The 14276-nt window shown below is 44.0% G+C and carries 10 protein-coding genes and 1 pseudogene; all 11 read left to right on the forward strand.

The window, feature by feature from the left end; genetic code table 11:
* Window positions 1-7: 7 nt before the first annotated feature.
* A pseudogene (locus AC0YN7_RS02305) lies at window positions 8-178 on the forward strand (formaldehyde dehydrogenase, glutathione-independent); the annotation flags it as partial.
* Between the two features lie 132 nt (window positions 179-310).
* Entirely contained in the window at window positions 311-2239 is a 1929-nt protein-coding gene (locus AC0YN7_RS02310; RefSeq protein ID WP_475808322.1) for an alpha-galactosidase, read from the forward strand.
* Window positions 2236-4512, forward strand: a complete 2277-nt coding sequence (locus AC0YN7_RS02315) for a hypothetical protein (protein WP_475808323.1) — start codon at window positions 2236-2238, stop codon at window positions 4510-4512. Before AC0YN7_RS02310 ends, AC0YN7_RS02315 begins: the two co-directional genes overlap by 4 nt.
* Before the next feature lie 52 nt (window positions 4513-4564).
* On the forward strand, window positions 4565-5584 hold the full coding sequence (locus AC0YN7_RS02320) for a Gfo/Idh/MocA family protein (protein WP_475808324.1): 1020 nt from the start codon (window positions 4565-4567) through the stop codon (window positions 5582-5584).
* A 105-nt stretch (window positions 5585-5689) separates the two neighbouring features.
* Window positions 5690-7330: a ThuA domain-containing protein gene (locus AC0YN7_RS02325; RefSeq protein ID WP_475808325.1), complete on the forward strand. Its 1641-nt coding sequence runs from the start codon at window positions 5690-5692 to the stop codon at window positions 7328-7330.
* 81 nt (window positions 7331-7411) lie between these two features.
* A complete protein-coding gene (locus AC0YN7_RS02330; RefSeq protein ID WP_475808326.1) occupies window positions 7412-10570 on the forward strand; it encodes an Ig-like domain-containing protein in 3159 nt (1052 codons plus the stop codon).
* Between the two features lie 117 nt (window positions 10571-10687).
* On the forward strand, window positions 10688-11962 hold the full coding sequence (locus AC0YN7_RS02335; RefSeq protein ID WP_475808327.1) for a Gfo/Idh/MocA family protein: 1275 nt from the start codon (window positions 10688-10690) through the stop codon (window positions 11960-11962).
* Between the two features lie 296 nt (window positions 11963-12258).
* Window positions 12259-12414, forward strand: coding sequence for a hypothetical protein (locus AC0YN7_RS02340; RefSeq protein ID WP_475808328.1), 156 nt, complete (start codon window positions 12259-12261; stop codon window positions 12412-12414).
* Entirely contained in the window at window positions 12393-12767 is a 375-nt protein-coding gene (locus AC0YN7_RS02345) for a hypothetical protein (RefSeq protein WP_475808329.1), read from the forward strand. The genes AC0YN7_RS02340 and AC0YN7_RS02345 overlap by 22 nt, the downstream gene beginning before the upstream one ends.
* A complete protein-coding gene (locus AC0YN7_RS02350; protein ID WP_475808330.1) occupies window positions 12761-12991 on the forward strand; it encodes a hypothetical protein in 231 nt (76 codons plus the stop codon). Before AC0YN7_RS02345 ends, AC0YN7_RS02350 begins: the two co-directional genes overlap by 7 nt.
* A 690-nt stretch (window positions 12992-13681) precedes the next feature.
* Window positions 13682-14197 carry a C40 family peptidase gene (locus AC0YN7_RS02355; protein WP_475808331.1) on the forward strand — a complete coding sequence of 172 codons (516 nt, stop codon included), beginning with the start codon at window positions 13682-13684 and terminating at the stop codon, window positions 14195-14197.
* The last annotated feature ends 79 nt before the right edge of the window (window positions 14198-14276 follow it).

Genomic DNA, 14276 nt, shown 5'->3' on the forward strand with positions numbered 1-14276 from the left:
TGAATAACTGAAATACAACAGAGAATTGATGATGGCGATCATGAGCGGACGTGCGCAAATTGCTAAAGCTGTGAATGCCACACTAATTTCTTTAAATGATGCTCCAAAAGCATATGAGGATTTTGATCGTGGGGTTTCACGGAAGTTTGTTATTGATCCAAATGGACTTGTTAAATAATACTCTATTGACGATTTTTGTATATTCTAATCCATATTTACACATTAATACTTAGCTGTTAAAATCTACGGGTATTATCTATCTGATGTAAATTAATAGAAGCGCTAAGACAATTAGGAGGCATTACAGACAATGGGAATAACAGTCAAGGATAAAAAAATTGTCATTCAGAATGCATTTATTAAGCGTGAAATGGATATTTCGGAAGGTTTAACGACAACCGTGTTTCACATCCGGCCAAACGGCGAAAAGAGAGGGGAAGGCTGGTATCCCGTCTTCGCATTTGAAGGTTCGCTTCCCTTTGAAGCAGCGGTAACCATTAATGGGCGCACTTATGAAGCGGGTCCGTGGACGCACTTGAAGGAATGGCATGAGCGGCAAGGTTCTTTTACGGTTACGCAGGTCGAACAGGACAGAGGAAGCTTTGGCGATGTGCTGCGCTTGTATTGTAGAGGACGCGAGGCAGATTTCCCCGTGGAACTCGTCATCGAATTTGAGATTGCGGATGATCTGCCGTTGTTAACGAAAACAGTTAAAGTAAACAACATTTCTGGGTCACCAGTAACCGTGGACAACGTAACTGTCGATATGGTGAGACTTTTTGAAGGCAAGGTCGAGTTGTCTGTCTTTAGCGACTATTATTGGAATATTATGAAAGAAGAAGATTTTTATATGGGGTTTACGCGCCTTGAGTTTCCGAAGCCAATCGGAATGATGCTGCAGCCGGGCCAAAGCTTCGAGACGTTCAAGTGCTATGAGGCCGTTACTTCCGGCAATCGGGACGAAGCGTCCATTATCCTGCACCGACTGTATAAGAAGATCGCTCCGTGGATTACAGAAACGCAGATCAGGCGGGTCGTTGATAAATGCTCTACCTACGATGAACTTATGCAAATTGCGGATCAGTCCGTAGCTGACGGCATTGAATCAGTAGAACTTTTTCTAGGCCAACTGTTCACGAATACGGGTGATTACATCCCGCGTGCCGATCTATTTCCGAACGGTGAAGAGGATATAAAGCGGCTGATCGACTACTACCATGAGAAGGGCTTAACGGTTATTCCTTACTCATCCACGACTATTGCTTGGCATGGGACTCAAGTTTGCGAAGACCATCCCGATTGGCAGTATTTAGGCCCGGATGGCATCCGATACAGCCCAGGAGGGCTTGGGAATATGTGCTACCAGTCACCTTGGGGTGATTATATTGAGGAGAAGCTGCTTCACTTACTCGATTATTGCGGCTTTGATGGACTGGCTCTCGATGGACCTTATCACGGTCTACCGTGCCTAGCGGATGATCACAAGCATGATACGCCGGAAAGCGTTGAATTTATGAACTGGATGTGGGAGAAGAAATTTTTCAAGGAAGTCACCAAGCGTGGCAAAATATTGACGGCTCCGCAGGAAATGCAAGCGATGTTCCTTGGCATGCACCAGCGTCCTGGCGGTTACCGAGAAGAAGATCAGTTCACGATGGGCGGCATGCGTCTAGTGACTCAAACTAGAGCGTTTATGTTCGATTCCCGCTATAAAGACCCGTCATGCTCGACATGGACGTCTTGTAATCTCGAAACCTATCATGGCCATAGCATAGAGCCTTCAGAGGAAAATACAGCTACGTACGACCATGCGGTGGGCGGTATGTTCGGTTACGGGCACAGTGGGGTTCTGTACGGCAAAAAATTATATATCGGTGAAAATACGAAAAAGGTTTTTGATAAGTGGATTCAGTTTTATAAACGCTATCGCAGCACTTTAGCGGGCGAAATCGTTCACTTGGCGAGACCTACTGGATTTGAACCGGATGCGGTCATGCACGTGTCGTTGGAGGCAAGTGTACCTGCCCTTCTTGTAGTGTTTAACCCATTGGAAGAGGCTAGTAGCATCACGCTTGAGCTGCCTCTGAAATATGTGGGCTTTGCCGGAGGAGATGTGGCAGTCGTTGAACAGCTAGGGCCTATTAGTCTGGATAGTCGCGGACACGGTATGGTTACGCTGCAGCTAAAGCCTAATGAAATCATGACATTGGAAATTAATCGAAATGGCGGTGTAGAATGATCGGCGACTTGAACCTAAGACTTGGACAAAACGATTGTAAACTAGCATTCTCTCTGACGAAGTTTGACGGTGTTGTTCCGGTTCAATCGGTGAAGACCGATTGTAATGAGTTAGGCAGCAAGCAGCAGATTAGGTTGGAACAATCGCTGTGGCAAATAAGTTGTTCGTTTGCAGAAGTGGAAGCGAATGAGAACGCGATCGATGTTAGCGCTACATTCAAGGTTCTTGAAGGTTCAGTAAACGAAGCAAGTATTTCGGTCCATATGGAGATGGAACAGTGGTCGAAGGAAAACTACGTCCTGATGCCGGCAGCGGCATATAACGGGAATCGGTTTAAGGTGAGTGAACAGGAATACCCGCCGATGCTGAGCAAGGAAGATGAAATCGGGTTACACATTCCGACAACAATTACTGATGTACCGCGATTGAATCAAAATGAAGGCGTATCCAAGATGGAACTGAGAACAGGGGATTTATCGACCCCTGCCGTCGGTTTCTTCAAGCGGGAGCAGAAGAAAGGTTTCTTCGTGTTAACGACGCAAGTAACATCACTCGGCGATTCGGGAATTACGATGGAGGAAAATGAGGACAGGACAAAAGCGATCCTATCGCTTTCGGCTCCGTCTGTTAGAAGTATCAAGTACAGCATGTGCAGTACAAAGGAAAAGTCGGATGACCGTGGAGCCGATTTTCGCGAGAATGATGAAGTAACTATGACATTTAGAATGTATTTCTTTGATTGTCCCGACATTCCAGCTCTATTCGATTATTTTACAACGATTCGGAAAGACTTGACCGGCAGCACAAGCCTGCGCCATGAGATTCCTTTCTCCGAGGCGTGGAATATCATCGAAAAGAAATATAACCAGGATAATTGGCTGGAAGATTATGGTTTTTATCGGTCCTCGACATCGCCGGATCCGACTTTCGGGGAATGGCAAACGGGCTGGGTAGGTGGAGGTATTAGCACATTACCTCAGCTTATGATCGGATCAGAACTTTCCAAAGAGCGAGCTCGCAAGACGATTGACTTTATGTTTAACACGATACAGGCTCCATCTGGCTTCTTTTACGGCATGTATTGCAAAGGAAGGCTTCGCGGGGACGCATTCAGAGCACACGATGAAACGAATATCGTCCTTCTTCGGAAAAATGCGGATGCCATCTATTTCCTAGTTAAACAGTTCATGTTGCTGGACAAAATGCAGGAAGAGATTCCGGCTAGCTGGAGAGAAGGACTGTTAAAAGCATGCGATGCCTTTGTACGCTTATGGATTTGCAATGGGCAGTTCGGGCAGTTCATCGATGTGGACAAGGAACAAATCGTCATCGGTGGTAGTGCGAGCGCAGGTATTGCCTCCGCTGGATTGGCATTGGCAGGGGTGTACTTCGACCGGGCCGAATATTTGACAGTCGCGGAGCAGTCTGCCGCCCATTACTACAACCAATTCATCAGACAAGGTGTATCGACCGGAGCCCCCGGGGAAATTTGCCAGTGTCCGGATAGTGAATCGGCTTTTGCGTTGCTCGAATCCTATGTCGTTATGTATGAAGCGACGGGAGCGACCAAGTGGCTGAAAATGGCGGAAGAAGCAGCAAAGCTATGTTCGACTTGGAGCGTCTCGTACGATTTTGAATATCGCGAAGGAGCCGAATTCCGTGATTTTGATTTACGGGCAACGGGAGCTGTTTGGGCCAGTGTGCAAAACAAACATGCGGCGCCGGGAATTTGCACGTTTTCCGGAGATTCACTATTCAAGCTTTACCGCGCAACTGGCAATCCATTCTACTTGGAGCTAATCCGTGAAATTGCTCATAACTTGCCGCAGTATCTTTCACGTGAAGATCGTCCGCTTCGCATTACTTGGGGCGGCAGTAAGTCTGACAAATTTTCTCCTCCAGGCTGGATGGGAGAGCGTGTCAACACGAGCGACTGGGAAGGAAAAGAGAACATCGGCGAAGTGGCAGGCGGTTCATGCTGGTGTGAGGTTTCCATGATGTTGACCTACATTGAAGTGCCGGGCGTTTATATTCAGACAGATACAGGTTTGGTTTGTGCAATCGACCATATCGATGCGGAAGTCGTTGAAAATAATGAGTCGGAGCTCCATGTCTCCTTATTCAATCCAACGAAATTTGCCGCTCAGGTTAAAGTGTTTGCTGAGCATACTGATGATCGATCGAAACCGATGGGAGAGCTTGCGTTACTTGACTGTCCGACAGTGGTACTAGAGCCTAACTCGACACAGATCCTTACTTTCAAAAAGAACTAAGAACCATCGTAACGGAACGACGACTTATGTAGATAGAGGAGAGAGGCTACGGATGTACAAAGTAGGCGTTATTGGTATAGGACATATAGCTGCATTTTATGGATCACCAGAGGATAAGGAGCCGTATTGCCATGTGGGCGGGATTCGATTTAGCGATCGCGTCAAGCTGGCAGCAGTGTGCGATCCTTCGATAGAGGCTCAGGACAAATTTCGCGAGTTATGGGGAGGGGTGTTTCCGGACATCAACTATTTCGCGAGTAGTACGGAAATGCTGAAGGAAGACCTCGATATAGTGGCCGTTTGCGTGAGAGGACCACTTCATTATCGGGTGATGAAGGAAGTATTGGCAGCCAAGCCGAAAGCTGTATTTTTGGAAAAGCCTCCTACTTGCTCTTTGGCCGAAATGGATGAGCTTATAGCTATTGCTGAGAGTCATGGCACAAATATCATTGTCTCCTACTCCAGACACTGGACTCCGCGTATTCTCAGATTGCAGGAACTGGTCAAGGGAGGCTTGATCGGCGATGTGACGAAGGTTGTCGGATATAGTGGTGGAACCGTATTATCGTTTGCTATTCATACAACAGATCTCATTTGCCAATTTGCCGGATACAATCCGAAATCCGTTTACGCAACTGGACAAGTCAGCGAAGCGGGAGAAGATGGTTACGAGTCTGAGCCTACTTATGATGGCATGATTATTGAATTTGAAAATGGTGTGACCGGCATTCAAGTGGGAGACAGAGGCACGTACGATCAAATTTACTGTGATGTACACGGTACTAAAGGTCGGATGCGCGTAGGCATGTATTTAGATCCGGCAGTGGTAATGAATGATGGGACTGCGATCGATTTGGATACTCTTGGCTTACCGGAAGGACAAAGTGTATTCACCGTTGCTTATAATCAAATTGCTGATTATTTGGACGGTGGGCCTGTACCACATTGTTCGCACGATGATTTCAAAGCAGTGAACGAAATCGGATTCGCAGCCATTGAAAGTATGCACTCCAAACAGAAAGTGGAACTTGCAACGATGAATCGCACCAGAAAAGTGTTTGCGAACGGCTAATTTGAATGGACGTCCGGTAATCACGACCCGGTTATACACGTTCTTCATTACGGTGAAGGGCGTGTTTCTAAATTATATAGTATATAAACATGGGAGGTTATTTGCATGAAAAACATATTGTATATATACGGTGGTCCTGATTTTCATCCGACGAAAGCGGCTGGAGAAGTTTTGGGGAAGTTGATCGATTCAAGAGAAGGATATAGTTTGGAGACTACTGAAGATTTTGATACGCTGACCCGTCTGCATGAAGGGAAATATGCAGCGGTCGTGTTGTACACAACCGGATTTGCAGACGAGCTCACGCCGGAACGTGAACGCGGGTTGCTTGAATTCATTTCGGGTGGCGGCGGATTTGTAGGTGTTCATTCCGCGGCAGACAGCTTCCGTAACAATCGCCAGTATATCGAGATGCTTGGCGGCGAATTTTTGACACATCCGGAGCATCACAGCTTTAAGGTGGACATCGTGAATACCGATCATCTCATTACGACAAGGATGAAATCGTTTGTAATTGATGATGAAATGTACCATTTGCAAAGCTATGATGCTTCCAAAGTGACGGTACTTGCAGAAACAAACTGGCAGGGCAAGAAGATGCCGCTTGCCTATACGAAACCATACGGTCAAGGTAGGGTCGCTTATTTGGCGAATGGCCACGACTTAAAAGCATGGAACCATCCCGAATTTCAGAAGATGCTTATGCGCGCTATCCGTTGGAGTGCGGGTGAAGAGAAGACTACTGAGAAAATCCGCTGCGGTTTGCTAGGGTTCGGTCCGTCTTTTAATATGGGCGCGGGACATGCGAGTTGGATCGCTCAAACCGATGGCATGGAAGTGGTTGCAGTTTGCGATGCTTCACCGGAAAGGGTGGAAGCAGCCAAGCAGCAATTTCCTGGTTTGAAGGGGTATTTCACCAATTTGGACGACATGCTGGCTATGGATGTAGTAGATCTTGTCGTGAACATTTTGCCGCACCATCTGCATGCACCGCTTGCGATGAAATGCCTTGAGGCTGGTAAAAATGTCGTGTTGGAAAAGCCGTTTTGCTTGACGGTGGAGGAAGGGAAAGCATTGATTCAGAAGGCTCGGGAGAAAGAGGTAATGTTGTCCGTCTTTCATTGCAGACGATGGGATGATGACTATATGCTAATCCGCGAGCTGTTGAATAGAAATTTAATCGGCGATATTTTCCACATCGATTATTCGGCAGTTGCCTATGGGCAGCCGGGCTTTAACTGGCGCTCCGATAAAGTGGTCAGTGGCGGAATTATGTACGATTGGGGTGCGCATATCATCGACTGGATTCTCAATTTGATTCCTTCCGAGATGACGCAACTGATGGGCAATTTCCAGAAAAGAGTATGGCATGCGGTAACGAACGAAGACCATGGCAAAGTGAACATCCATTTCAAAAATGGGGTTACGGTTGATATTATGTTCTCTTCCATAGCAGCGATCAAGCGGCCAAAGTGGCAAATTCTCGGCACCCGAGGCAGTATTGAAATGAACTCGCAGGACGAAATCTATTTGACAACGATAGTGAACGGCATTCGTCAGCACAGCAAGATTGACCGGATATTTGAAACGGACTGGAAACAATATTATTGGAATATCGCCGACCATATGCACTTGGGTGAGGAATTGATCGTAAAACCCGAACAAGCACTGCGGATCATCAGTATTTTGGAAGCAGCTTCGCAAAGCTCGGATTTAGGGCGAAGTGTTACTCCTGAGGTGCTGTGATAAGAGGGAGCATGGCTTAACACTTGTAAGGCGCGACTGTAACGAAGCTTGATACTATTATGTGAAATTGAGGTGCAATAGATGGATACGAAAGAAACACAGACTCTTTACCAAATTGCAGCAGGAAATCTGACCGTTGAACTCGATGAAAGAGGACGAATTGTCGGTCTAATTAATCTTGTAGACGGTACAAATCATATCAAGCAGCAGTATTTGGCATATTTAATAAAGCTTGTCATGGATAAACAAGAGCTGTTGCCCGTGTCGATGTCGGTTGACGATGAGACATACACTTTTCATTTTGACAAAGGTATCGAAGTATCGATTAAGGTCGTATCGAAGGATACTTACGCAACTTTTGAAGTTACACGTGTTGAGAAATCCGGGAACGATATAGAAATGCTCATATGGGGTCCTATTACCACGAGTATTTCCCAAACGGTCGGCGAAGCCGTTGGTGTCGTGTATGATGATCGTTTTGCGATAGGGATTAAAGGATTGAACGACAAGTCACAGGGTGGATTTCCCCATGAATATCAACAATTCGGTTATCCCGAGGGACCAGGACCAACAAGATTTTCATATGATTGGAGTTCGGCATCCAAAACAGATTGGGGAAGCGTTCTGCAGGTATATACTTTGGACTCTACGAAAGTAAGAATCAGACCTGTCAGAAGACATCAAGACGATGTATTTATAGATAAGCAACAAGTACCTCCAATAGCAGGCTTTGATGGAATATTAGAAGGTTCGAAAATTGCATTATATGGTTGTTGTGTGGATACTTGCGAATTGGAAGATGCTAAAGCGGCTATGAAGAACGCTGTTTTAAGTACCATTTCCGATATAGAAATAGGCGAGGACCAGCCGCATCCTATGTTGAACGGCGAATGGCAAAAGACGAATCCAGAAGTAACCATGCCCTATTTTATTTCAGGAGACCTTTCTATTGATTCAATGGATGAATTCGCGGGCTTTGCTAGCAAAGCCGGAATAAAATACGTATACAGAGATGGCGTCTTTGAAAGCGATGGTCATTATCGATTCAATTCTTCTTTCGAAAATAGTGATGCCGGAATGAAAAAGGCCGTAGACAAAGCCGCAGCGAATGGGATTAAAGTCGGCGTACATACGATGGGCCCGTTTATTGCAGGTGGGGATCCTTATAATACGCCTATTCCACATCCAGGTTTAGCTAGCGGCGGTTCTGCAAAGATCACGCAAGAGCTTTCAGATACAGGCATGGAAGTTTTTGTGGATGATGATTCGATATTTAGAGGTGGAAACGGAAGTTATATTCAAATAGACAATGAATTAATGTCCTACTCCTCCATAACACAAATGAGCGCAACAGAATGGAAATTAACATTGGCCGGAAGAAACCAATGGGATACCCTTCAAGTGGCACATCATGCTGGTGCAACCATTAAAAGAATCTGGCAAAATTCTTATGGAGGTACGGTCGGAGGACATGATGTTATAGCCGAGACTTCCTTGCGTTTAGCAGAAGCATTCAATAACACCGGTTTGAGACAAATCTCATTTGACGGACTAGAAGATGCGAATGCAGCGGGATATAGTTTGTATCAAGGGAGTAAGTTGGTCAACGATGTCTATCGAAACTTAGTCAATAAAGAAGATTATATCAATGATTCAAGTAATTTATATCCAAATATTTGGAGTGTAAGCAGCAGAATGAACTGGGGAGAGCCTTGGGGCGCTGCTATGCGCGAAGGTATGATTGAATATCGTTATATGAATCAATATTACTATGAGCGTAATTTTTTCCCTAGAATGCTAGGCTGGTTCCAATATCATGGTGGTGCTTCAACGATAGATGTGGAATGGATGCTTGCCAAGTCAGCTGGATTCGATGCGGGTTATGCACTTGTAACTTCACTCGATGCCTTAAGAAATAACGGCAATAATGATGAGGTTATGCATGCCATTAAGCAATGGGATATCGCTAGAAGAGACGGGGCCTTTACAAAAGATCAGCAAATTCGTTTACGCGAGCAAAAAAGAGATTGGCATTTAGAGACGATTCGGGATGGTGAACGATGGAATCTATATTCGATTGATTACGCTGCTAATCCAGTGTCCTATTCAGCACATACACAAAACATCATTTCGTATACGAACAAATACCACGATCAGTCAATAAGAATCGAGTTACGCGCCCAAAATGGTGATGTTACAAACCCAACCTTCACTAGTGACCATGGAGATGAAATTTCCTTCAGCCTAACGTTAACGGATGGTAATTATCTGATTTATGAGGGTGGAGACAAGGCGAAAATATTTGATGGTAGATGGAAGTTATTACGTACTGTAGAAGCAGTAGGCGAAGTCACTCTTAAACAAGGTACACAAAAACTAACCTATACTCATGAAGGTGATGGAACAGCCGCTCTAAGAGTACTAACTCAAAGTTTACCTGAAGAAGTGTTTGTCGGAAACAAGCAAGCTCCGCTTGCGGACATAGAACTAGATGTAGAAGCAGTGAATGAAACGACTATTAAATTAGATATTATAGCACGATCTGATAAGGGCAATAAGCTTGATTTGACTAACGCAGTTATCAAAGTGGAAAGCTCAAATCCTGGTGTAGTAGCAGCTCATTCGCAAAACCAGCTAGTTGCCTTATCAGAAGGTGAATCAAGTATTGCAGTATCGGTATTTTTGGACAGTAATTCTGTAACCAAATCTCTCTCTTTGAATGTAGATAGGAATGGAAATATATACCTTGAAGACTGCTTGTCAGTAGTAGGAGCAATTAAAGCAATCATGCCTATTTTCTCTGTAAATACGTATATTGATGTGAAGCCAACTTTACCTGAAACCGTTAAGGTGCTAACGATCCAAAATGAGTATAAGGATGCAGCTGTTTCATGGGATGAGATTCCATCCGATCAATATGCAGTATCAGGTTCATTTAAGGTAAAAGGAATTATTGCTGATTATGCTTCATCGGCAATTATTTCGGTAAAAGTAGCCGGTGAAGACCCGGATAAGGTTAATAAAACAGCGTTAAGAGACAACATTGCAAAATCAAAATTATTGTATTCAAACGAAGAAGACTACACGGTAGAAACTTGGGCAGCACTACAAGAAGCGCTTGCAGCAGCAAGAGTTATAGAAGCTGATCCTGGTGTTACGCAATTACAAGTTAAAGAAACAGTGAGTGCGTTAAGTGAAGCGATGGCTGCAATGAAAAATGTCGAGGCCGGTATAGGCTGACAACGAATTGTGGGGAAGGCTGAGCGCCTTCCCCTTATTTTTTTGTAAGTATTGGGAGATCAGACCGCAAAAAATAGGATACATAACATCATTAGGGTCTTAAGAGAGGAGCAAGATATGAAGAAAATTACTGCAGCATTAATCGGAGCAGGGCAAAGAGGGATGGGTGCTTACGCACCCTATGCTTTACAGTATCCAGAAGACATTCAATTCGTTGCCGTTGCGGATAGCGATCCTGAGCGAAGGGAACGATTCCAACAATCTCATAATGTTCGGAATGAGAACTGTTATTCAAGCTGGGAGGAGCTGCTGGCAGGTCCGAAGCTAGCCGACGCCATTCTCATTTGTACACAGGATAAGATGCACTTCGAGCCTACGCTGAAAGCATTGGAGAAAGGGTACCATGTTCTCTTGGAAAAACCGATGTCACCCGATCCATTAGAATGTATCATCATGGGGGAATATGCTGAGAAATATAATCGCGTATTTTCGATTTGTCATGTACTTCGATATACAGACTTTTTTGCAACGATCAAACAGATCATCATGGATGGTAGAATTGGTAAACTCGTTTCGATTCAACATACTGAAAACGTAGAACATCGTCACCAAGCACATAGTTTTGTAAGAGGAAACTGGAGAGACTCGGAAATTTCGAGCCCCATGATTCTGGCAAAAAGCTGCCATGACATGGACATTTTACAGTGGCTTGTTGACGCAGACTGTACTAAAGTTTCATCCTTTGGTTCCTTAACTCATTTCCGCAAAGAAAGTGCGCCAGAGGGTGCTCCTATGTACTGTTTGGACGGATGTCCTGTACAGGACACTTGTCCCTATTATGCACCTAAAATGTATATAGAACGAGATGACTGGGTGGGAGAAGTGCTTCGCTCTGTCGTCAGCAATGACACAAGTGACGAGGGTGTGCTTCAAGAACTGAAGAAAGGACCTTATGGTAGATGCGTGTACCATTGCGACAACAATGTGGTCGATCATCAGGTCGTGAATATGGAATTCGCCAATGAAGTGACCGTTTCGTTCACGATGAGTGCCTTTACTTATGAAGGCGGAAGATCAGTGAAGTTGATGGGCACGCTAGGTCAAATAAGAGCTGATATGGAGAAAAATATTATTGAAGTAACGAGCTTTATTACGAGACAGACAGAATCAATCCATCTGGACACAGACCTAGCAGGGCATGGAGGCGGCGATACAAGTATAATGAGAGATTTTGTTCGCCTTGTTCGGAGTGATGGCAAAGAAGAAGGACTTACAAATGCAGATGTTTCTGTGAAAAGCCATCTCATTGCGTTCGCTGCCGAAAAATCTCGTCTGGAAAGCCAAGTGATTGTGATGGCTGATTATATCAAGGAATTAAAGAACAGTAGATAACTTCGTTCGCTTTTATCGAAACGATATCCGGAACTGGTTGTGGTGCAAAGCACTAATATGTGAAAAAACGAGATCGGCAGCCTTGAGCAACGCTCCTGTTGTTTCTATATACCGACGCCTTGAAACTTGCATTTCGGGAAATAACTGATTCGATAAATTAGAAATTGCCGTTGAGCTGAGAAATGTTAGCATGAGAGTTGTGAGACAACATTATCAGAACGGATCTTAAATGCCAATTACGCTATGATTGGAAATCAACTAGCCAAATTGCGCGCGCCTGAGGGGGACCCTCATAGTTGGACAGAACATTTCAACGAGGGGATGTTCTCGGCTATTCACATTTGGCAGGAGATGTGTCCAATCAATTTCGAAGGTCTCGTGCAATTAACGCTTGGCGGTTCGATGCATATCTCGCATGGCAGTCTGCAACATGGTCGCGTTCGATATTTTGATGCCGCGAAGAAGAGGCCAGGTCTACCGCAAAGTATTCTGCATTGGTCGAGAAGCTGACTTCGGATTCCGTAACGATTCATCTGGTCAACACGAGCTTGTTCGATTCGAGGGAGCTTATCATCCAAGCACTAACTTTCCTGATGTTTATTGCTTTGCTGCCGCAGGCTGGGTTTGCAGTGGATGCTCCATCGTAAAAGAACCCGGTGTCTATACGACTTCCAAATTTACCGACATAAAAGACGTTTCATCGTGGGCGGTTGACCTAGTAAGCGCAGCGACTGAGCTTCACTTGGTCAAAGGCCGTTCGGAGACCGGCAGCAACAGCAAAATGAGCGTGGACTTATTTTGTTGAATAATCCAGAAAATTATCCATTGCAATCGTATGTGCAGCAGATGGTCATTCAGATTAATTCGGATAATATTAGTTCAGATCAATTAGAGGAGCTGGCGGAGCTATCAGACAATACATTAAATGCAGCCAAAGCTGTGGTGCTGATGGTGCCGATGCTAATCATCTATCCGTTCTTGCAACGATATTTCGTTCATGGCATTACGTTAGGTTCTGTTAAAGAATAAAGGTTCCTGGAAAATGGGGAATGGACGGTTTTCGTTCATTGCCTATTTTTTTGTTTTCTTAGATTATGCGATTACTTGCTTATCGCCAACATTAATGCTTGATTACTTAAAGTACTATGCGCTACGGGCAGGGACGAGCGGGCGGGTAACCGGTAACCAGTATTCTCTTTAATGAAATGGGAGGAGGGAAAGGTAGCCTATCAGCGTATTAGAGTGGATATTGTACAGTCAAACAATGGATATTGCATGTTCCTGCGTATTTGAATGGAAAAGATACATTCAAATAGGTAGTTAGAAGCTTATTGCTTGCGAAACAGACGATTAGCTTGTACGAAATACAGTCTGGGACAAATAAATGGTCTTTGATGTGGAGCTAATTGTATGAAATACAGTCAAATACGGCAATTGAAGAGTAGATTTTTCGCGTTTAGGTTGCCGCCATTACGTTATAAATCAAAGAAAACGAAAAAAATTGCATTTTAACACATCGATAAATAGACAACAAGAAAGAAATTATTCATTCATTATGGCTTGATCCACCAAAACAGAATAAAAACCGCATTACAGCAAGCTTTGCATCACCTTTTTACAAAACGATGACGTTTTCATTCCAATTTTTGTAGGTTTCTTACCCATTAGAAAGATATTTATAATACACATGAGACTAACAAAGAGGAGAGATAATATATTATGAAACAAGGATTTAAAACAAAAGTCGCAATCTTAATGTTAGCCGTCAGCATACCAGCAACTTCTTTATTAGCGAGTGTCGATGCTGCCTCAGCATCAGTAGAAGCAAAAAGAGATAAGGTAGTCAAAACTGCAATATCTCTGACAAATAAGGTTGATTATGTTAACTGGAGAGACAGACAAGAAGTACGAGCACCATATAAAACAGACTGTTCCGGCTTCACGTATCTTACGTACAGACTTGCAAATGTAGGAGTAAAGCTTGTTAACAAAGATGATGACGATCAAGCTAAAGTTGGCCAGAAGGTATCATGGGGCAACTTAGAAAAAGGCGACCTGGTTTTCTTTTGGCTAGACAGCAAAAATAAGAAGGATGTAGGTCATGTTGGAATCTACATTGGCGATGGAAAAATGATTCACAACATTACCCCTAAAAAAGATGTTATTATTTCAAACATTTATAAGAATAGCTATTACAAAGACAGATTTGTTGTAGCAAGACGAGTAATTAAGTAATCGCATTAATGAGAAGAAGCTTTGTAAGGGATATAATATCCCGCAAAGCTTCTTTTTTTATTTTAGAATTCCATTAACA

The organism is Paenibacillus sp. J31R122, from assembly GCF_056269185.1.